22 protein-coding genes are annotated in these 17,590 nt (G+C 71.9%); 14 read left to right on the plus strand and 8 right to left on the minus strand.

Annotated elements, in window-relative coordinates; translation table 11 throughout:
* Nucleotides 1–73 precede the first annotated feature (73 nt).
* Both H0487_RS08785 and H0487_RS08790 read left to right on the plus strand, forming a co-directional pair.
* Nucleotides 74–742 (plus strand): NADPH-dependent F420 reductase, encoded by a 669-nt coding sequence (locus H0487_RS08785; protein ID WP_183093863.1) that lies wholly within the window; start codon nt 74–76, stop codon nt 740–742.
* 32 nt (nt 743–774) lie between these two features.
* Nucleotides 775–1,971 (plus strand): acyl-CoA dehydrogenase family protein, encoded by a 1,197-nt coding sequence (locus H0487_RS08790; RefSeq protein WP_183093864.1) that lies wholly within the window; start codon nt 775–777, stop codon nt 1,969–1,971.
* On the opposite strand, the gene H0487_RS08795 is transcribed toward H0487_RS08790, so the two are convergent.
* Genes H0487_RS08795 through H0487_RS08805 form a run of 3 tightly spaced genes read right to left on the minus strand, consistent with a single transcriptional unit; the run spans nt 1,972 to nt 5,356 of the window.
* The gene (locus H0487_RS08795) at nt 1,972–2,574 is read right to left on the minus strand and encodes a Maf family protein (protein ID WP_183093865.1); all 603 of its coding nucleotides are present in this window, start codon (nt 2,572–2,574) and stop codon (nt 1,972–1,974) included.
* Between the two features lie 9 nt (nt 2,575–2,583).
* Nucleotides 2,584–3,666 carry a DNA glycosylase AlkZ-like family protein gene (locus H0487_RS08800; protein ID WP_246383194.1) on the minus strand — a complete coding sequence of 361 codons (1,083 nt, stop codon included), beginning with the start codon at nt 3,664–3,666 and terminating at the stop codon, nt 2,584–2,586.
* Nucleotides 3,667–3,676: 10 nt separating this feature from the next.
* Nucleotides 3,677–5,356 carry a DUF885 domain-containing protein gene (locus H0487_RS08805; RefSeq protein WP_183093866.1) on the minus strand — a complete coding sequence of 560 codons (1,680 nt, stop codon included), beginning with the start codon at nt 5,354–5,356 and terminating at the stop codon, nt 3,677–3,679.
* 101 nt (nt 5,357–5,457) lie between these two features.
* Here H0487_RS08805 and H0487_RS08810 point away from each other — a divergent pair, with 101 nt between their 5' ends.
* Nucleotides 5,458–5,733: an antitoxin gene (locus H0487_RS08810; protein ID WP_183093867.1), complete on the plus strand. Its 276-nt coding sequence runs from the start codon at nt 5,458–5,460 to the stop codon at nt 5,731–5,733.
* Nucleotides 5,730–6,158, plus strand: coding sequence for a TA system VapC family ribonuclease toxin (locus H0487_RS08815; RefSeq protein ID WP_183093868.1), 429 nt, complete (start codon nt 5,730–5,732; stop codon nt 6,156–6,158). Before H0487_RS08810 ends, H0487_RS08815 begins: the two co-directional genes overlap by 4 nt.
* 6 nt (nt 6,159–6,164) lie before the next feature.
* Here H0487_RS08815 and H0487_RS08820 read toward each other — a convergent pair whose 3' ends face one another.
* From H0487_RS08820 to H0487_RS08830, 3 genes are read right to left on the minus strand one after another with little or no spacing between them, the layout of a single operon-like run.
* Complete coding sequence (locus tag H0487_RS08820; protein WP_183093869.1) at nt 6,165–6,518, minus strand: DUF4345 family protein; 354 nt, start codon at nt 6,516–6,518, stop codon at nt 6,165–6,167.
* Nucleotides 6,519–6,571: 53 nt separating this feature from the next.
* The gene (locus H0487_RS08825; protein ID WP_220793218.1) at nt 6,572–6,817 is read right to left on the minus strand and encodes an acyl-CoA carboxylase epsilon subunit; all 246 of its coding nucleotides are present in this window, start codon (nt 6,815–6,817) and stop codon (nt 6,572–6,574) included.
* A complete protein-coding gene (locus H0487_RS08830; RefSeq protein ID WP_183093870.1) occupies nt 6,814–8,436 on the minus strand; it encodes an acyl-CoA carboxylase subunit beta in 1,623 nt (540 codons plus the stop codon). The genes H0487_RS08825 and H0487_RS08830 overlap by 4 nt, the downstream gene beginning before the upstream one ends.
* Before the next feature lie 42 nt (nt 8,437–8,478).
* Between H0487_RS08830 and H0487_RS08835 the strand changes: the two genes are divergently transcribed.
* The 7 genes from H0487_RS08835 to H0487_RS08865 all read left to right on the plus strand — a co-directional run bounded on the left by H0487_RS08835 (nt 8,479) and on the right by H0487_RS08865 (nt 13,565).
* Nucleotides 8,479–9,291: a biotin--[acetyl-CoA-carboxylase] ligase gene (locus tag H0487_RS08835; protein ID WP_312855873.1), complete on the plus strand. Its 813-nt coding sequence runs from the start codon at nt 8,479–8,481 to the stop codon at nt 9,289–9,291.
* Between the two features lie 53 nt (nt 9,292–9,344).
* Nucleotides 9,345–9,875: a PH domain-containing protein gene (locus H0487_RS08840; protein WP_183093871.1), complete on the plus strand. Its 531-nt coding sequence runs from the start codon at nt 9,345–9,347 to the stop codon at nt 9,873–9,875.
* The gene (locus H0487_RS08845) at nt 9,868–10,824 is read left to right on the plus strand and encodes an adenylate/guanylate cyclase domain-containing protein (RefSeq protein ID WP_312855874.1); all 957 of its coding nucleotides are present in this window, start codon (nt 9,868–9,870) and stop codon (nt 10,822–10,824) included. Before H0487_RS08840 ends, H0487_RS08845 begins: the two co-directional genes overlap by 8 nt.
* A 68-nt stretch (nt 10,825–10,892) precedes the next feature.
* The gene (locus tag H0487_RS08850; protein ID WP_183093872.1) at nt 10,893–11,207 is read left to right on the plus strand and encodes a winged helix-turn-helix domain-containing protein; all 315 of its coding nucleotides are present in this window, start codon (nt 10,893–10,895) and stop codon (nt 11,205–11,207) included.
* Between the two features lie 40 nt (nt 11,208–11,247).
* Nucleotides 11,248–12,408: a 5-(carboxyamino)imidazole ribonucleotide synthase gene (locus tag H0487_RS08855; RefSeq protein WP_183093873.1), complete on the plus strand. Its 1,161-nt coding sequence runs from the start codon at nt 11,248–11,250 to the stop codon at nt 12,406–12,408.
* A gap of 37 nt (nt 12,409–12,445) precedes the next feature.
* Nucleotides 12,446–12,934 (plus strand): 5-(carboxyamino)imidazole ribonucleotide mutase, encoded by a 489-nt coding sequence (gene purE / locus H0487_RS08860; protein WP_183093874.1) that lies wholly within the window; start codon nt 12,446–12,448, stop codon nt 12,932–12,934.
* A 100-nt stretch (nt 12,935–13,034) separates the two neighbouring features.
* The gene (locus H0487_RS08865) at nt 13,035–13,565 is read left to right on the plus strand and encodes a helix-turn-helix domain-containing protein (protein ID WP_183093875.1); all 531 of its coding nucleotides are present in this window, start codon (nt 13,035–13,037) and stop codon (nt 13,563–13,565) included.
* A 2-nt stretch (nt 13,566–13,567) separates the two neighbouring features.
* Here H0487_RS08865 and H0487_RS08870 read toward each other — a convergent pair whose 3' ends face one another.
* A complete protein-coding gene (locus H0487_RS08870; protein ID WP_183093876.1) occupies nt 13,568–14,473 on the minus strand; it encodes a choice-of-anchor P domain-containing protein in 906 nt (301 codons plus the stop codon).
* 91 nt (nt 14,474–14,564) lie between these two features.
* Entirely contained in the window at nt 14,565–15,371 is an 807-nt protein-coding gene (locus tag H0487_RS08875; protein ID WP_183093877.1) for a protein-sorting L,D-transpeptidase LdtCP, read from the minus strand.
* A gap of 107 nt (nt 15,372–15,478) precedes the next feature.
* Between H0487_RS08875 and H0487_RS08880 the strand changes: the two genes are divergently transcribed.
* The 3 genes from H0487_RS08880 to H0487_RS08890 form a co-directional block, all read left to right on the plus strand.
* A complete protein-coding gene (locus tag H0487_RS08880; protein ID WP_183093878.1) occupies nt 15,479–16,330 on the plus strand; it encodes an SDR family NAD(P)-dependent oxidoreductase in 852 nt (283 codons plus the stop codon).
* Between the two features lie 20 nt (nt 16,331–16,350).
* The gene (locus H0487_RS08885) at nt 16,351–17,121 is read left to right on the plus strand and encodes a class E sortase (protein ID WP_183093879.1); all 771 of its coding nucleotides are present in this window, start codon (nt 16,351–16,353) and stop codon (nt 17,119–17,121) included.
* Nucleotides 17,122–17,227: 106 nt separating this feature from the next.
* Nucleotides 17,228–17,590, plus strand: a 363-nt coding sequence (locus H0487_RS08890; RefSeq protein ID WP_183093880.1) for a hypothetical protein, incomplete at its 3' end; no start/stop codon positions are given.

The following is a 17,590-nucleotide window of genomic DNA, read 5'->3' on the forward strand; positions in this document are numbered from 1 at the left end:
TCAGTTATGAACGCCACGCGGTGCCGGACGTGGACGCTACTCACCGGTAAGGCTGGAGCAGGAGTATGGGCACGTGAAGATCGCAGTCCTTGGCACCGGCATGGTCGGTCAGGCGCTCGCCGGACGGCTCAGCGAGCTCGGCCACGACGTCGTCGTCGGCACGCGGGATCCCGCGTCCACCCTGGCGAAGGAGGAGTACGCCGCCTGGGCCGCCGAGCACCCTGCGGTCCGGCTGGCGACCTTCGCCGGGGCGGGCGCCCCGGCGCCGGTGGTGGTCAACGCGACGAGCGGGGTGGTGACCCTCGACGTGCTCGCGCAGGCGGCCGGCGCGGGCGGTGGGAGCGGTCTCGGTGGCAAGATCGTGATGGACATCTCCAACGGGCTCGACTTCTCCCGCGGGTTCCCTCCCCTCGTCACGGCCCCGCAGGACGACTCGATCGCCGAGCAGGTCCAGCGGGCGCACCCCGACGCGCTCGTCGTGAAGACGCTCAACACCCTGACCGCCGAGCTGATGGCGCACCCGGAGGTCCTCGCCGACCCCGGCACGGTCTTCGTCTCCGGGGACGACCCGGACGCCAAGCACGTGGTGACGGGGCTGCTCCACCAGCTCGGGCACACCGACGTGCTCGACCTCGGGGACATCACGACGGCTCGTGGCGTCGAGTGGATGATGCCGGCCTGGCTGCGCGTGATGGGCGCGGTCGGCACCGCGAGCTTCAACTGGAAGGTCGTGCGTGGTTAACGATCGTTAACCAGATGGTCTACGATCGGCGCATGACGTTCGAGCTGTCCCGTGAGCACGAGGAGTTCCGCCGTACCGTCCGCGACTTCGCGGAGACGGTGATCGCGCCGCACGTCCCCCAGTGGGACAAGGACCACCACTTCCCGACCGGCGTGGTGCAGCAGATGGGCGACCTCGGCCTCTTCGGGCTCGTCGCGCCGGAGGAGTACGGCGGCGCCGGGCTCGCGCCCGAGGACGGCCCCTTCACGTCGCTGTGCCTGGCCATCGAGGAGCTCGGCCGGGTCGACCAGTCGATGGGCATCACCCTCGAGGCCGGCGTCGGCCTCGGCATCAACCCGATCCTCAGCTTCGGCACCGAGGAGCAGAAGCAGGCCTGGCTCCCGGACCTCGTCTCGGGCCAGCGGCTGGCCGGGTTCGGCCTGACCGAGCCGGGAGCCGGCTCCGACGCCGGTGCGACCCGCACCAAGGCCGTCGTCGACGGCGACTCCTGGGTCGTCAACGGGTCGAAGCAGTTCATCACCAACTCCGGCTCCGACATCACCTCGCTGGTGACGGTCACTGCCCGCACCGGGACCCGCGAGGACGGCAGTGCCGAGGTCTCCGCGATCGTGCTGCCGGCCGGCACGCCCGGCTTCCTCGTCGAACCCGCCTACGACAAGCTCGGGTGGCACATCTCCGACACCCACCCGCTGACCTTCGAGGACTGCCGGGTGCCGGTGGGCAACCTCCTCGGCGAGCGGGGTCGCGGCTACGCCCAGTTCCTCGCCATCCTCGACGACGGCCGGGTCGCGATCGCCGCGCTCGCGGTCGGGCTGATCCAGGCCTGCGTCGACCTCTGCGTGGAGTACGCCGGTGACCGGCAGACCTTCGGCGGACCGATCGGCCGCAAGCAGGGCGTGGCGTTCCAGATCGCCGACCTCGAGGTCATGCTCCACGCGTCGCGGCTGCTCACCTACCGCGCCGCAGCGATGAAGGACGCGATGGGCACCCCGGGAGGCCCGTCGATGAAGGACTTCAAGCACGCGGCCTCCATCGCCAAGCTCTACACCTCCGAGTCGGCCGTCACCGCCACCCGGATCGCCACCCAGGTCTTCGGTGGCTACGGCTTCATGGAGGAGTACGCCGTCGCGCGCTTCTACCGCGACGCCAAGATCCTCGAGATCGGCGAGGGCACCTCGGAGGTCCAGCGGATGCTCATCGCCCGCGGCCTCGGCCTCCCCGTCGAGTAGCTACCGGGCGGTCCAGAGGTCGGTCCAGGTGTGGCCGAGCTCGAGGACCAGGTCCCGCAGCAGCGGCAGGCTGACGCCGACGACGTTGTGGAAGTCGCCGTCGATGCCGGTGACGAACGCGCCGCCGATGCTGTCGACGGTGAACGCGCCCGCGACGTGGAGGGGCTCGCCGGTCGCGACGTAGGCGTCGATCTCGGCGTCGGTGACGTCGGCGAAGTGCACGGTCGTCGAGGCGGTCGCGGCCGCGACCCGGCCACTGGTCGTGTCGCGCAGGCTGTGGCCCGTGTAGAGGACACCGGAGCGGCCGCGCATGGCGTGCCAGCGGCGTACGGCGTCAGCGGCGTCGGCCGGCTTGCCGAGCGCCTCGCCGTCCAGCTCGAGCACGGAGTCGCAGCCCAGGACCAGGGCGTCGGCCGGGAGGTCGTCGCGCTCGGCGACGGCCGCGCACTTGAGCTCCGCGAGCTGCAGCGCCATCTCGAACGGCGGCAGCCCGTCGGCCTGCGACTCGTCGACGCCCGACACGATCACCGTCGGGTCGAGCCCTGCTGAACGGAGGGTCTTGAGCCGGGCGGGGGAGGCGGAGGCGAGCACGAAGGTCGGCACGGCCCGACCCTAGCCGGGGACGACCTCGACCCCGAGCCAGGCCGCGAGAGCGTCGATCTCGGCCTCGACGGCGTCACCGATCGCCGGGTCCCAGGGGTAGTCCTCGTGGACCGAGAACACGCGCAGCAGGCCGGCCTTGCGGTCGACCTTGGCGTCGAGCTTCCCGACCAGGCGCTCGCCGTGCAGGATCGGCAGCGCGAAGTAGCCCCAGCGCCGCTTCGCTGCCGGCTTGTACATCTCCAGCACGTACTCGAAGTCGAACAGCGCCAGCGCCCGGTCGCGGTCATAGACCAGCCGGTCGTACGGCGACAGCAGCGCCGTCCGCGGCTCGAACGGCTGGTCGAGGAGGGCCAGGGCGTCCGGGTCGATGTTCCACGCGCCGTCGGCCCCGTCGACGACACACGGCTCGCCGAGCCCGGCCGCGCCGATCTCCTCGCCCATGAGGCGGGCGCTCGGCCGGGCGATGCCGAGGGCCGTCAGCCGACGCGCGTCGAGGGCCGCCTTCGCCTCGTCGTACGACGGCAGCGCGAGGTCGGCGGGATAGACCCGCTCGGGCACGTCCCACGTGCGGAGCTTGCCGCGGCGTCCGCTGATCGCGACGTCCCCGGTCCGGCACAGCAGCTCGAGCATCCGGTCGACGTTCTTGTCGTTGGTCCAGCCCGACGACTGCCACGGCACCTGGGAGGTGTCGGGGATCTCGGCGGCGGTCAGCGGCCCGTCGGCGGCGAGGAGTGCGATCACGTCGGATCGGAAGCCGGCGTTGGCCTCGATCCACGCCAGCGCGTCGGGGTGGAGCCGGTCGGACGCGGTGGCGAGGTGCAGGCCGATGTCCTCCATCGGCCGCACGAACGAGGAGTGCTCGACCAGGGACCGCTCCTCCTCGAGGGCGAACCGGAGGTCGGAGTGGTCGTAGCCGTCGCCGAGCCGCGACCAGGACACCAGGTCGACGTTGGGCGCGATGGCGGCCGTCGGGTCGATCTGGAGCAGGGTGAGGTGGTCGACCATCGCCACCAGCGACGCGGGTCGGTAGGCGTCGAGCAGCTGGGCACGGACGGCGACCTGCCGTGCCTGCGCGACGTCGAGCCGGATCAACGCCCCGACCTCACAGCCGTCCGAGGGCCGCCTTGAGCGGGTCGAGGCCGATCGCGCCCAGGTTGAGGGCGTTGGTGTGGAAGTCCTTGAGGTCGAACCCTGAACCGTCGGCGCCCTTGCGGGCCTTGAGCTCGTCGCGCGCCTCGAGCCAGATCCGCTCGCCGACCTTGTAGGACGGGGCCTGCCCCGGCCACCCGAGGTAGCGGTTGACCTCGAACCCGAGCTGGCCGTCCTCCATCCGGGAGTGGCCGCGCATGAACTCGTGCACCCTCGCGGCGTCCCAGACCTCGCCGGGCCGCCAGCCGTAGGCGTTGTCGGTGGGAATGGTGAGCCCGAGGTGGACGCCGATGTCGACGATCACCCGGGCGGCGCGGAAGCCCTGCATGTCGAGGAAGCCGAGCCGGTCGCCGGGGTCGTCGAAGTAGCCGAGCTCGTCCATCAGCCGCTCGGAGTAGAGCGCCCAGCCCTCGCCGTGGCCGCTGATCCAGCACAGCAGCCGCTGCCAGCGGTTGAGGAGGTCGGCCCGGTGGACGACCTGGGCGCACTGGAGGTGGTGGCCGGGCACGCCCTCGTGGAAGACGGTGGTGGTCTCGCGCCACTTCGAGAAGACCGTGTGGTCGTCGGGGAAGGAGAACCACATGGTCCCCGGGCGGGAGAAGTCCTCCGAGGGCGGGTGGTACCAGGCGCCGCCGTCGTTGACGGGGGACACCTTGCACGCGATCGTCCGGATCGGCTCGGCGATGTCGAAGTGGACGCCGTCGAAGCGGGCCAGGATGTCGTCGGCCCTGTCCTGCATCCACGCCTGGAACGCCTCGCGGCTCCCGCAGTCGCGAGCCGGGTCGGTGTCGAGCACCTTGACCGCGTCGTCGACCGTCCCGCCGGGGACGATCCGGCGCGCGGTCGCGGCCATCTCGTCCTCGATCCGCTTGAGCTCCTCCCAGCCCCAGCGATAGGTCTCCTCGAGGTCGACGGCCGCGCCGAGGAAGTAGCGCGACTCCAGGGCGTAGCGGTCGCGGCCCACCCCGTCGACCTCGCGTCCGCGCGGCGTCAGGTCGTCGGCGACGAACCTGCCGAAGTCGGCGAAGGCGGCCGAGGCCGCGGTGGCCACGCCGGTCAACGCCTCGCGGAGGCCGTCGGGAGCGGTGCCGACGAGGTGGGCGAAGAAGTCGCCCCCCGCGCCCTCCTGACCGGTCCAGGCTCGGATCTGGCCGGCGACCTCGACGTACTGCCGGCGGGCCGAGACCCGCCCGGCGTCGGCCTCGGCCGTCAGCGTCTCCCGGTAGCCGGCCAGGGCGGCCGGGACGGCGGCGAGGCGGTCGCCGATGGTGCGCCAGTCGTCGTCGGTGTCGGTCGGCATCAGGTCGAACACCTCGCGCACGCTGTGGGCGGCGCTGGAGATGACGGAGAACGCCGACCGCTCGAAGCCGGCCTCGGCCTTCTCGACGGTGAGGCCCAGTCGCTCGGCGAAGGCCTCCTGGGCGACCCGCTCGCGCTCGTCGCTCGGCGTGAGCGCTGCGACCTCGGCGAGCGCGCGGCGCTGCACCTCCTCCATCGCGTCGAACCCGGCGGGGGAGAGGTCGGGCAACCGGTCGTCGTGGCCGGGGATGCCCGCCATCGTGGCGGTGATCGGGTCGAGGGCGGCGACGTCCTCGACGTACTGGTCGGAGCGAGCGTCCACGGGTCGCGTCATGCGGTGACCCTATGCGGCCCGACCGCCAGACGGCACCCTGCCAGTCGTCGCGGTGACGAGTGATGCAGGTGATGCGTCTACGTTGATGTTAACCTCATCAGGTGCGGACGACGGTCAATATTCACGACGGTCTCCTGGAGACCGCCAAGCGGCGTGCCCAGCAGGAGGGCAAGACGCTGGGGGACGTCGTCGAGTCGGCACTGCACCGCTACCTCCTCGAGATCGAGACCGCGCAGGAAAGGGTCGGCCCGCCCCTCCCGGTCTTCGGAGGCGGAACGGGCATGGTGCCGGGGATCGATCCCACCAGCAATGACTCGCTCTACGACGCGATGTACGAGGAAGAGGACGCAGAGCTGCGAGCGCAGGTCCGACGATGAACATCCTCGACGTCAACGTGCTGATCCCGCTCTACCGCGCCGACCACGAGCTCCACGAGGCGGCGTCGACGTGGTGGCGCGAATCGAGCGGCTCCGGGGAGGCCTTCTCGGTGCCCGACCTCGTGTGGGTCGGGTTCGCCCGGATGGTCACCCATCGAAAGATGTTTCCCGTCCCGTCCTCGTCCGACGAGGCCTGGGCTTTCGCCCGGGCGCTGATGGCACAGCCGACCTACCTCACATGGCTCGGTCATCCGCGGACGATGGAGGAGTTCGCTCGGCTGTGCGACCGGTCAGGAGCGCGAGCGAATCTCGTGACCGACGCTTACATCGCCGCCTGCGCGCAGGCGTACGGCGGCACGATCGTCACGTTCGACCGCGACTTCCGCAAGTTCGACGACCTGCGGGTGCTGGAGCTGACTGCCTGAGCAGCGTCAGCCGCGACGGTGCTTCCGGGCGCCGAGGAGCAGCGCGCCGGCGAGGACGCTCTCGAGGGCGATGAAGCCCGCCATCTTGGCGCTGAGCCGGCCCTCGAAGACTGAGGACGCGGCGCGACCGGCGGCCATGCCGACGGTCGCCACGCCGATGGCCGTGCCGGAGGTCGGGGCCGCGACCAGGCTGGCGGCGAACGCCAGCGGCAGGCCGCCGTAGACCGCGCGGATCTCGGTGCGCGCGTCAGCGTTCGGCGCGGTGAAGCCGATCACCGCAGGGACGACGTCGGGCTTGAGGAAGGAGGCGAGGCCCAGGCCGGCGTACGCCGCCGCACCCGCCGCGATCAGACGGTTCATGCGCCCATCCTGCTCGGACCCGCCGACGGGCGCATCCGACCGCGGTCGGAACCTCAGCGAGTGCCGCGGGCGCTGGCCTGCCAGGCGCCGCGGTAGTGGGTGTGCACGCCGCGCATCCGCCGGGCCGGGGCGGCCCACTCCGAACGAGCCGGCTCGGGCGCCGGCGCGTCACCGCCCATGGCGGCGAAGACCGCGACGATCGCCGCGACCTGCTCGGGGGTGGCGTCGGGGTTGACCACCCGGAGCATCGGCTTCGCCGGCTCCGGCGCGGTCCCCTCGGCCGTCTTGTCCTCGGTCACAGCGGGATGTTCCCGTGCTTCTTCGGCGGGAGCGTCTCGCGCTTGGTCTTGAGCAGGCGCAGCGCACGGACGATCTCGATGCGGGTCTCGTGCGGCTGGATGACCGCGTCGATGTAGCCGCGCTCGGCCGCGATGTAGGGGTTGGCGAGCGTGGTCTCGTACTCGTCGATCAGCTCGGCGCGACGGGCCTCGACGTCGCCGCCGTCGGCCTCGACCGCTGCGAGCTCGCGACGGTGGATGATGTTGGCCGCGCCCTGCGAGCCCATGACTGCGATCTGACCGGTCGGCCACGACAGGTTGATGTCGGCGCCGAGGTGCTTGGAGCCCATGACGTCGTAGGCACCGCCGTAGGCCTTGCGGGTGATGATCGTGACGAGCGGGACGGTGGCCTCGGCGTAGGCGTAGATGAGCTTGGCGCCACGGCGGATGATGCCGGTCCACTCCTGGTCGGTGCCCGGCAGGAAGCCCGGCACGTCGACGAAGGTCAGGACGGGCACGTTGAACGCGTCGCAGGTCCGCACGAACCGGGCGGCCTTCTCCGAGGCGTCGATGTCGAGGGTGCCGGCGAACTGCATCGGCTGGTTCGCCACGATGCCGACCGAGCGTCCCTCGACCCGACCGAAGCCGACGATGATGTTGGGCGCGAACAGCGGCTGCACCTCGAGGAACTCGCCGTCGTCGAGGACGGACTCGATGACGTCGTGCATGTCGTAGGGCTGGTTGGGGCTGTCCGGGATCAGCGTGTCGAGCGCGAGGTCCTCGTCGGTGAACGACATGTCGGCCGGCTCGTCGAAGGCCGGAGCCTCCTCCATGTTGTTCTGTGGGAGGTAGGAGAGCAGCGCCTTGACGTACTCCAGCGCGTCCTCCTCGTCGGCCCCCATGTAGTGGGCGTTGCCCGACTTGGTGTTGTGGGTCCGGGCGCCGCCGAGGTCCTCCATCGTGACGTCCTCGCCGGTGACGGTCTTGATGACGTCGGGACCGGTGATGAACATCGCCGAGGTCTTGTCGACCATGATCGTGAAGTCGGTGACCGCGGGGGAGTAGACGTGGCCGCCGGCGCAGTTGCCCATGATCAGGCTGATCTGGGGGATGACGCCCGAGGCGTGCACGTTGCGGCGGAAGATCTCGCCGTACAGGCCCAGGGAGACGACGCCCTCCTGGATGCGGGCGCCGGCGCCCTCGTTGATGCCGATGATGGGCGAGCCGGTCTTGATCGCCAGGTCCATGACCTTGGTGATCTTCTCGCCGTAGACCTCGCCCAGCGAGCCACCGAAGATCGTGAAGTCCTGGCTGAACACGCAGACCTGGCGGCCGTCGATGGTGCCGTAGCCGGTGATGACGCCGTCGCCGTAGGGGCGGTTCTTCTCCAGCCCGAACGCCGTCGAGCGGTGGCGTGCCAGCTCGTCGAGCTCGACGAAGGAACCCTCGTCGAAGAGCATCTCGATGCGCTCGCGAGCGGTCTGTCGACCCTTCGCGTGCTGCTTCTCCACGGCCTTCTCGCCAGCGGCGTGGACGGCCTCGTCCAGACGCCTGTCGAGGTCGGCGAGCTTGCCCGCCGTGGTGTGGATGTCGGGCGCTCCGCCGTCGGTGGTGGGGGAGCTGGTCGCTTCGGCAGTCACGGTTCTTGGCCTCCTTGGACTTCGAGTGGAAGGGTAGTGGTCGTGACCGTTGAGCCGGACCGGCGCCCACCCCTCGACTCCCGTGTGCTCGTCGATGAGATCTCCCTCACACCCGACCTGACGCTCGAGCTGCTGCGCGAGAGCACCTCGACCAACCAGGTCGCCGCCGACCGGGCGCGGGCCGGTGCGCCCGACGGCCTCCTCGTCGTCGCCGACCACCAGACGGCCGGCCGCGGGCGGCTCGACCGGACCTGGGAGACGCCTGCGGGCGCGGCCATCACGTTCTCGCTGGTGCTCCGGCCGACGGTGCCGCCGGCGTCGTGGCCGTGGCTGCCCCTGCTGACCGGCCACACGGTCTCCAAGGCGCTCACCGCGCTCGGCTACGACAGCCGGGTGAAGTGGCCCAACGACGTCCTCATCGAGGGCAAGAAGGTCGCGGGCATCCTCGTCGAGCGGATCGACACCGAGACCGGACCGGCGGCGATCGTCGGCGTGGGGATCAACGTCAGCACCACGGCCGAGGAGCTGCCCGTCCCCACGGCCACCTCCCTCGCGCTCGCGCACCCGGACCTGACTCCGACCCGCGAGGCCGTGCTGCTCGGGGTGGTCGCCGGGATCCGCGAGGGGTACGACGCCTGGCAGGCCGGCGGGTCCGAGGCCGCGGCCCGGCTCGCGGCGTCGTACGTCGACCACTGCGCGACGGTCGGCCAGGACGTCCGGGTCGACCTCCCCGGCGGGACGTCGATGACGGGCCGCGCCGTCGACGTCGACCCGGACGGCCGGCTCGTCGTCGAGACGGCCGCGGGCCGGGAGAAGGTCGGCGCCGGCGACGTGGTCCACGTCGTCCCCGAGTGACTGCCGCCGACGAACCTTCCCCCTCATCGGGCGTCCGGTGCGATGATCCTCCCGTGGCCATCTCTGCGAAGCTGCTGAACCCGGACGAGAAGCTCATCATCTCCTGCCGCCAGCACCCCAAGGCTTTGTTCGTCCCGATCCTCGCGCTCGTGGTGTTCCTCGCCATCGGGGTCGCGGTGCAGGTGCTCATCGGCGGCGAGGGCGACGGCGCGCTGTGGGCGACGCGAGCGGTCTGGATCCTCAGCCTGCTCGGCATCCTCTGGTACACCGTGCGGCCGTTCTTCGACTGGCTCACGACGGTCCACGGCGTGACCGACCGTCGGCTCATCACCCGGCGCGGCATCCTCACCCGCAAGGGCCACGACATCCCGCTGGCCCGGATCAGCGACCTCCAGATCGAGATCAACCTCATCGACCGCCCGTTCGGCTGCGGCACGCTGGTGATCACCGACGCGTCGACGTTCGGCGAGGTGCGGCTCAACGACATCCCGCACGTCGAGGCGACCCAGCGTCAGATCAACGAGCTCCTCCACGCCATCCACGGCGGTGCCGGCGGCCACCGGCGCGCCGACGAAGGTGTCTGAGCGTCCCCTGATCGGGCAGGAGCCGACCCTCACCGCACGGGAGGTCGCGGCACGCGCGGGCATCCCGCTCCCGCACCTGCGCCGGCTGTGGCGCAACCTCGGCTTCCCCGAGCGCGGTGACGAGCGCGCCTACACCGAGGAGGACGCGGCGGCGATGGCCGCGCTCGGCACGGTCATGCAGGACGGCCTGCTCGACCTCGACCTGACGCTCAACGTCGTCCGGGGCGCGGGGCTGAGCATGGCCCGGCTCGCCGACTGGGAGGTCGGCGCGATGATCCAGCGGATCGAGGAGGCCTTCGCCGACGCGGAGGGCCGCACCGGGAGCCCGACCGAGGCCACCGAGTGGGTGCTCGGCAAGCACGGCAACCGCTTCGAGCAGGTCCTGCTCTATGCGTGGCGGCGCCACCTCGAGGCCGCGGTGGCACGCCTGGAGTCGACGCGTGCGATCGACGCCGACCCGCACACGACCCACCTGACGGTCGGCTTCGCCGACATCGTCGGGTTCACCGCGCTGTCCAACGAGCTGTCCCGGGAGAAGATCGGCGACCTGGTCGAGGTGTTCGAGGCCCGGTGCAGCGACGTCATCTCGGCCCAGGGCGGCCGACTCATCAAGAGCATGGGTGACGCCGTGCTCTTCGTGAACGACGACGCCCTGGCGGGCTACGCGACCGCCGAGGGGATCATCCACGTCGTCGGCCGCGACAAACGGATGCCCGATGTCCGGGTCGGACTCGCGACCGGCGCGGTCGTCATGCGGCTCGGCGACGTCTTCGGGCCCCCGGTCAACCTCGCCGCCCGGCTCACCGCGGTCGCGCGCCGCAACCGGATCATCGTCGACCACGCCACGGCCGACGAGCTGCCGACCGACCAGTTCGAGACCCGCGCCCTGCCGCCGCGGCCGATGCGGGGCTTCGGCGTCATGGAACCCCTGACGGCTCGGCGCCTTTAGCTGCTCGAATTGCAAAAATTTTCCCGAAGAACCTGCGGGCGGCCCCGCTGATTCCTACGTTGAAGCCTGTGTTCGAGGTGCAAGACGTGCGACTCGACCCGGCGAGCCGTCGCGCGTGGCGGGCAGACCGGGAGATCAGGCTTTCGCGCAAGGAGTTCGACCTCGTCCTCGCCCTCATCTCCCGCGCCGGCTCCGTGGTCACCCGCGACGAGCTGATGCGGGACGTCTGGAACGCGACGTTCTGGACCTCGTCCAAGACGATCGACGTCCACCTCGGCTGGGTCCGCCGCAAGTTCGGCGACGACACCCGGCACCCGACGCTCATCACCACCGTCCGCGGGCAGGGCCTGCGTTTCGAGGTCGAGCAGCAGGCGGCGTCCTAGCGGCTGCGGATCGCCGACGGCTGCTCGATAAGGTGCGGGCGTGCCCGACGCCGCTCCTCGCATCGCTGTCATCGGGGGCGGCCAGCTGGCCCGGATGATGGCTCAGCCCGCCGTCGCCCTCGGTGTCCCGCTCCGACTCCTCGCCGAGGCGGAGGGCGTCTCCGCCGCGCAGGTCATCCCCGACCAGCAGGTCGGCGACTACCGCGACCTGGCCACTCTGCGCGAGGTGACCGACGGCTGTGCGGTCGTCACCTTCGACCACGAGCACGTCCCGACCGAGCACCTCCATGCCCTCGAGGCCGCCGGCGTCGCCTGCCGTCCCGGGCCCGAGGCCCTGGTCCACGCCCAGGACAAGATCGTGATGCGCGAGGCGATGGTCCGCCTCGGGGCCCCGCAGCCGCGCTGGGCGGTCGTGGCGACGACCGCCGACGTCGAGGACTTCGGCCTGCCGTGCGTCCTCAAGGTCAGCCGCGGCGGCTACGACGGCAAGGGCGTCTGGGTCGTCCGCACGGTCGACGACATCGCCGAGCCGCTCGCCGCGGCCGAGCGGACCGGTGTCCGGCTGCTCGCCGAGGAGCTCGTCGACTTCCGCCGCGAGCTCGCCGCACTCGTCGCCCGGTCACCGAGCGGCCAGGCCGCCGCCTACCCCGTCGTCGCGACGACCCAGCTCGACGGCATCTGCCACGAGGTGATCGCCCCCGCGCCCGACCTCGACCCGGCCCGCGCAGGGGAGGCGCAGGAGCTCGCGCTCCGGGTGGCGGGCGAGCTCGGCGTCACCGGCATCCTCGCCGTCGAGCTGTTCGAGACCGGCGACGGTCGGATCCTCGTCAACGAGCTCGCCATGCGGCCGCACAACACGGGCCACTGGTCCCAGGACGGCGCCGTCACCTCCCAGTTCGAGAACCACCTGCGGGCGGTCCTCGACCTGCCCCTCGGGTCGCCGGCGCCCCGCGCGCGGTGGACCGTGATGGTCAACATCCTCGGCTCCGTCGACCCCGAGGTCGGTCACCTGTACGACGGCTACCCGCACGCGCTGGCCCGCGACCCGCACCTGCGCGTCCACCTCTACGGCAAGGACCTGCGTCCGGGACGCAAGGTCGGCCACGTCAACGCCTACGGCGACGACCTCGACGAGGTCCTCGAGCGGGCGCGGCACGCCGCCTCCTGGTTCCGCGGCGACCTCGGCAACGACTCGGACTGACCGCGGACCCACCCGGGAGGCTCGATAGCCTTCGCCCATGAGCGCGCGCGTGGGCATCGTGATGGGGTCCGACTCGGACTGGCCGGTGATGCAGGCCGCCGCCGAGGCGCTGGCGGAGTTCGACATCTCCTACGAGGCCGACGTGGTCTCGGCGCACCGGATGCCGGAGGAGATGATCGACTACGGCCGGACCGCGGCCGACCGCGGCCTCTCGGTCATCATCGCCGGCGCCGGCGGGGCCGCCCACCTCCCGGGCATGCTCGCCTCGGTCACCCCGCTGCCGGTCATCGGCGTCCCGGTTCCGCTCAAGTACCTCGACGGCATGGACTCCCTGCTCTCCATCGTGCAGATGCCGGCCGGTGTCCCGGTCGCCACCGTGGCGATCGGCGGCGCGCGCAACGCCGGCCTGCTCGCCGTCCGGATCCTCGCCGCCGGCGACCCGGACCTCCAGCGCCAGATGCGTGCCTTCCAGGCCGAGCTCAAGGCCGTCGCGCAGGCCAAGGGCAAGATCGTCCGCGACGCCTGACCGCCCGGCACCCCGCTGCGGGCGTGCCAGATCTGAGAACGTGCCGAAGATTTCTGCCGGAGTCGCGTAAGGATGTGCCGCTTCGTCACGTCCTAGGGGCATGAATGACTTGGACAGGGACGACGCGGTCGTCGTCGACATGTTGAAAGCAGCACTCGTCGAGAGCGGGCTGTCGCAGGCGGGCTTCGGGCGGGCGCTCGGGACCAGCGCGTCCCGGATGTCGACCTACCTGAGCGGGCGCACGCGCCCCTCGGCGAGCTTCGTGGTGCGGGCCCAGCGGCTCGGCAAGGCGCTGGAGAAGGCGCGGCGCCGGCGGTTGGCGTCGGCGCCGACCACCTCGCTCGCCGTACGCCGCCACCTCCTGCTCGGCGACGAGCACCGGGCGCGGGAGGCGCTCCTCGACGGGCAGCGCAGCCTCGGCACCATCCTCGCGGCCGACGACGACGTGCTCGCCGACGCATGGGACGCCGAGCCGACCAGCGTCGGGTCGCCGGAGTGGGACCAGGTGCTGGCCGCGATGGCGGCCCAGCAGCACGAGGAGGCCGGTCGGACCGCGCCGGGCTGGGCCCGGCGGGTGCTGGCCGACCTGTGGCCCGGGCAGGTCCCGACCGACCTCCTCGACGTCGGCTGATCTCAGCCGGTCACCGGCAGGTCGGTCACGACCGGCGTCGGCGACGGCGGGTCGGAGTCCTCGGGGTCCTCCGGCTCGTCGCGCGTGACCCGGCCGCAGGTGGCCGACGCGACCACGACCTCCTCCTGGCCGAACAGGTCGAGGACCAGCGCGTCGACGGTGAACGTGCCGTCGGGGTTGTCGGTCTGCCGGTTGACGGTCAGCGTGAGGACGCCGGGGATCTCGGTGGTGGCGTTGGCCTCCTCGGTGTCGATCTCGACCGGGAGCCCCAGGGCCGTCAGGTCGGCGATCCGGGTGTCGCCGCGGTGGCCCGTGCAGGTCGCCTCGACCGCGGTCGCCTCCGCCAGGCCGACGTCGCCCGCGATGAGGTCGCACACGCCGGTGAGCTCCGCCGGGAGCAGCGCGCCCAGGTCGAGCGCGGTCACTGCGCCGAGATCGATAGGTGACGAGCCGCCGACCTGGTTGAGCGCGTCCTCGAGCGCCCCTTCGAGCAGGTCGCCGGTGACCGGGTCGGTCACCTCCTCGAGCGGCACCTGGCCGAGCCCCTCGCACACCGGCTGGAGCTGGGTCGCCAGGTCCTCGGGCAGCATCGCGAGGATCCCCGCGCCGACCCCGAGGTCGGCGACGGTCGCCCCGGCCTGGCCGTCGCGGGCGCTCACCTCGAGCAGGCCGAGCTCGAGGAGCGGGTTGTCGGGCGCGCTGGCCAGCGAGTCCGTGACCAGCGAGCCGTCGTGGGAGACGACCTCGGGAGTCGCCGGGATCGGGAGGGCACCGGTCGCCCGGATCCCGTACGCCGAGGAGGCGGTGCCGGCGGCGGTGCTGGTGCCGGCGCCGCCGATGAGGGCCACCGAGGCGGGTGCTGCGCAGAGCAGCAGGCCCCCGGCCGCTGCGGAGACGGTTCGATTCATGTGTGGTGCCTTTCGTTCGCGGGTGAGGTGCTTCCGGGTGTGACCGGGGGGTTCGTGGGGTCGGCGCGGGCGCCGAACAGGTGCCGACTGTTCAGTCGGCGTCGATGAGGACCGGGGTGCCGAGGGGGACGTTCCGCAGCGCGTCGAGCGCGTCGGCCGGGACGCGGACGCAGCCGTGGCTGACGGCCCGGCCGAACACCGACGGGTCGGTCCAGCCGTGGAGTGCGACCGTGCCCGGTCCGCCGCCGTAGGTGTCGAGGCTCTCGCTGTGGGTGCCCAGCGGGATGATCACGGGGGAGTAGGACTGCTGAGGGTCGGTCAGCTGGCCGAGCACGAAGGTGCGGCCGGTCGGCGTCGGCGTCGCCGGGGCACCGACCGCCACCGGCCAGCTGCCGACGAGGCTGCCGTCGTCGTACAGCTCGAGGGTCCGGCGCGCGAGGTGGACGCGCACCAGGCTGCTGGTCCGCGCGTGGTCGAGCCGATCGGTCCGCAACCAGCCCGTGGACCCGTTGGGCCGCGAGGGGAGCAGGACGCGCACCCAGCCCGGGCGGCGCCCGACGACCGGGACCCAGGTGTCCCCGAACTGGTCCGGGGTCAGCTTCGCGACAGCGCTGCCGCCGTTGCCCGGCCGGTCGTAGACGGGCACGGTGCGCCGTGGGTGGACGATCTGACCGGACGGCACCCGCTCCCGCGCGCGGTCGGGCGGTGCGGCCCGCACCTCAGTCCGGGTGGTCGCCGCCACCAGCCCGCGCAGGTCGACCGGCGCCGGTGTGCCGGCCGAGGTGTGCGGTCCCTCGACGTCGGCTCGCAGCCAGAGCACGAGCCCGGCGCAGAGCAGGACGGCGATGAGAAGTGCGGTCGCTGGCGAACGCCGACGTGGCGTTCCCGATCCCTCCATGACGATGATCCCCCCGGATCGGCACCGTGCTCGCCCGAACGAGCCCTCCGAGGTGCCACCCGGACCAACGACGCGGCGCGGGTCGGGCTAGGTGTCACAATCCGGTCATGCCTCTGAACCTCGCCGCCCGGCTCGCGCGCCGCGCGCTCGACCCGCTGCCGGCCCCCGCCGCGCTGCTGCCGGGACGGGGCGTCCCGGTCGCGGGCAAGCGGATCCTGGTCACCGGGGCCTCCTCGGGCGTCGGCCGCGCCGCTGCCGTCCGGCTCGCCGTCGAGGGCGCGACGGTCCTCGCGGTCGCCCGCCGCGCGGACGAGCTGGCGGCGCTCGAGACGGAGATCAAGGACCGCGGCGGCTCGTCGTACGCCCTGCCGTGCGACCTCACCGACGCCGACGCGATCGACGCCCTCACCGACGACGTCCTCGACCGGTTCGGGGGAGTGGACGTGCTCGTCAACAACGCCGGGCACTCGATCCGGCGCTCGGCGGCCGACACGACCGAGCGGCAGTACGACCACGAGCGGCTGATGCGCCTCAACTACCACGCGCCGGTCCGGCTCACCCTCAACCTCCTGGACGCGATGCGCGAGCAGGGCGACGGCCACGTCATCAACTCCTCGACCTGGGGCGTCCCCGGTGGGCTGATGCCGATGTTCACCGCCTACCACGCGTCCAAGGCTGCCCTCGCCGCGTTCGCCCGGAGCCTCCAGGCGGAGGAGCGCCACCACGGCGTCGCCGTCACCTCGCTGCACTTCCCGCTGATGCGGACCCCGATGATCGCGCCGACCACCGGATACGACCACCGTGCGGCCCTCGAGCCCGACGACGCGGCGCGGTGGGTGGTCCATGCTGTTCGGCACCGCCCGGCCGAGATGACCCCCGCCTACGCGACCCTCCTGGACGCCATCGGACTCGTCTCGCCGCGGCTCGCCGAGAGACTCGTCACGGCGGCGCGCCCGTGACCCGCGCCCCGTCAGGAGCGTTGGAACCGGAAGGGAACCACACGGAGGGCAGCACCATCACCCAGATCGATGACGCGCCGGCGCCGAACCACGGCGTCGAGCGGCACCGCGTCCGCCGCAGCCGGCCGCAGGCCCAGCAGCGGCGGCGGCCGCGACCCCTCAGCCTCGTCGGCTACGGCCTGATCCTGGCCGGGCTGGCCGTGCTGGCCTGGGTCGCCTGGCAGTTCTGGGGCACCAACTGGGTCTCCAAGGAGCGCCAGGAGGAGGTAGCCGGTCAGCTCCAGGACGGGTGGGCCGACGGCGACGACAGCGTCCGTACGGAGTTCGGGCGCGCGTCCGCGATCCTGCACGTCCCGAGGTTCGGCAAGGACTACGCGGTCCCCGTGCTCGAGGGCTCGACCGACGAGGTGCTGGCCGCCGGCATCGGGCACATGGACGACACCGCGGACCCCGGCGAGATCGGCAACTACGTGCTGGCCGCGCACCGCGTGACCCACGGCGAGCCGTTCGCGCAGTTCCCCGAGCTCCGCGACGGCGACCTGGTCTACGTCGAGACCCGCACGGCGACCTACACCTACGAGCTCGACTTCGACGGCACCGCCCTCGAGGTCCCGTTCACCGAGGACTGGGTGATCCAGCCCTACCCGCAGAACCCCGACGGCGGCGTCCAGCCCCCGCTCGACGCCGGTCGCCGGTTGATCACGCTGCTGACCTGCGCGGAGATCTTCAACACCGACCTGCGGTCCGTGGTGTTCGGGCACCTCATCGACACGGAACCGATTCAGCGGTGATGTGCGCCGGTCGTCGCGCGTATCGCTGGTGATAACACCCTCGTAACCTGCAACACCTCTGGGCCGATAGGGTGGTCGCACTAACCTCCTGAAGGGGAGCTTGAACATGGGGATCATCGGCAAGATCACGGCTACCGTCGTGGCCGCTGTCGCACTGTCGTCCGCGTCCGTGGGTGCCGTCGAGGCTTCCCGTACGGCGCCCGACCCGTACTCGGCGGAGATCAACACGCGGACCATCGTCCGCACGCCGACGCCGATCGAGACCCAGACCCGGGTCAAGGTGTCGGTCCGCGTCACGGCCAACAGCCCGACGCAGCCGACCGGCCAGGTCACGCTCAAGCTCAGCCCCGCGCCCGAGGGCGCCGGCCAGTCGCGCGCGGCCGCTGCCGGTCCCGCCGACTGGTCCCGCACCCTCGACTACGACGGCGGCGTCCTCAAGGTCGTCGGCCCGGCGTTCCCCCAGGAGGGA

Origin of the sequence: Nocardioides stalactiti (assembly GCF_014180715.1) — a bacterium.
Taxonomy (GTDB): Bacteria; Actinomycetota; Actinomycetes; order Propionibacteriales; family Nocardioidaceae; genus Nocardioides; species Nocardioides stalactiti.

What these genes read in the sequence shown, in the direction of transcription:
- purE (WP_183093874.1), top strand. Translation starts at nt 12,446, where the DNA reads ATGAGCGCGCGCGTGGGCATCGTGATGGGGTCCGACTCGGACTGGCCG.
- H0487_RS08880 (WP_183093878.1), top strand. Translation starts at nt 15,479, where the DNA reads ATGCCTCTGAACCTCGCCGCCCGGCTCGCGCGCCGCGCGCTCGACCCG.
- H0487_RS08815 (WP_183093868.1), top strand. Translation starts at nt 5,730, where the DNA reads ATGAACATCCTCGACGTCAACGTGCTGATCCCGCTCTACCGCGCCGAC.
- H0487_RS08865 (WP_183093875.1), top strand. Translation starts at nt 13,035, where the DNA reads ATGAATGACTTGGACAGGGACGACGCGGTCGTCGTCGACATGTTGAAA.
- H0487_RS08805 (WP_183093866.1), bottom strand. Translation starts at nt 5,356, where the DNA reads ATGACGCGACCCGTGGACGCTCGCTCCGACCAGTACGTCGAGGACGTC.
- H0487_RS08875 (WP_183093877.1), bottom strand. Translation starts at nt 15,371, where the DNA reads ATGGAGGGATCGGGAACGCCACGTCGGCGTTCGCCAGCGACCGCACTT.
- H0487_RS08820 (WP_183093869.1), bottom strand. Translation starts at nt 6,518, where the DNA reads ATGAACCGTCTGATCGCGGCGGGTGCGGCGGCGTACGCCGGCCTGGGC.
- H0487_RS08790 (WP_183093864.1), top strand. Translation starts at nt 775, where the DNA reads ATGACGTTCGAGCTGTCCCGTGAGCACGAGGAGTTCCGCCGTACCGTC.
- H0487_RS08870 (WP_183093876.1), bottom strand. Translation starts at nt 14,473, where the DNA reads ATGAATCGAACCGTCTCCGCAGCGGCCGGGGGCCTGCTGCTCTGCGCA.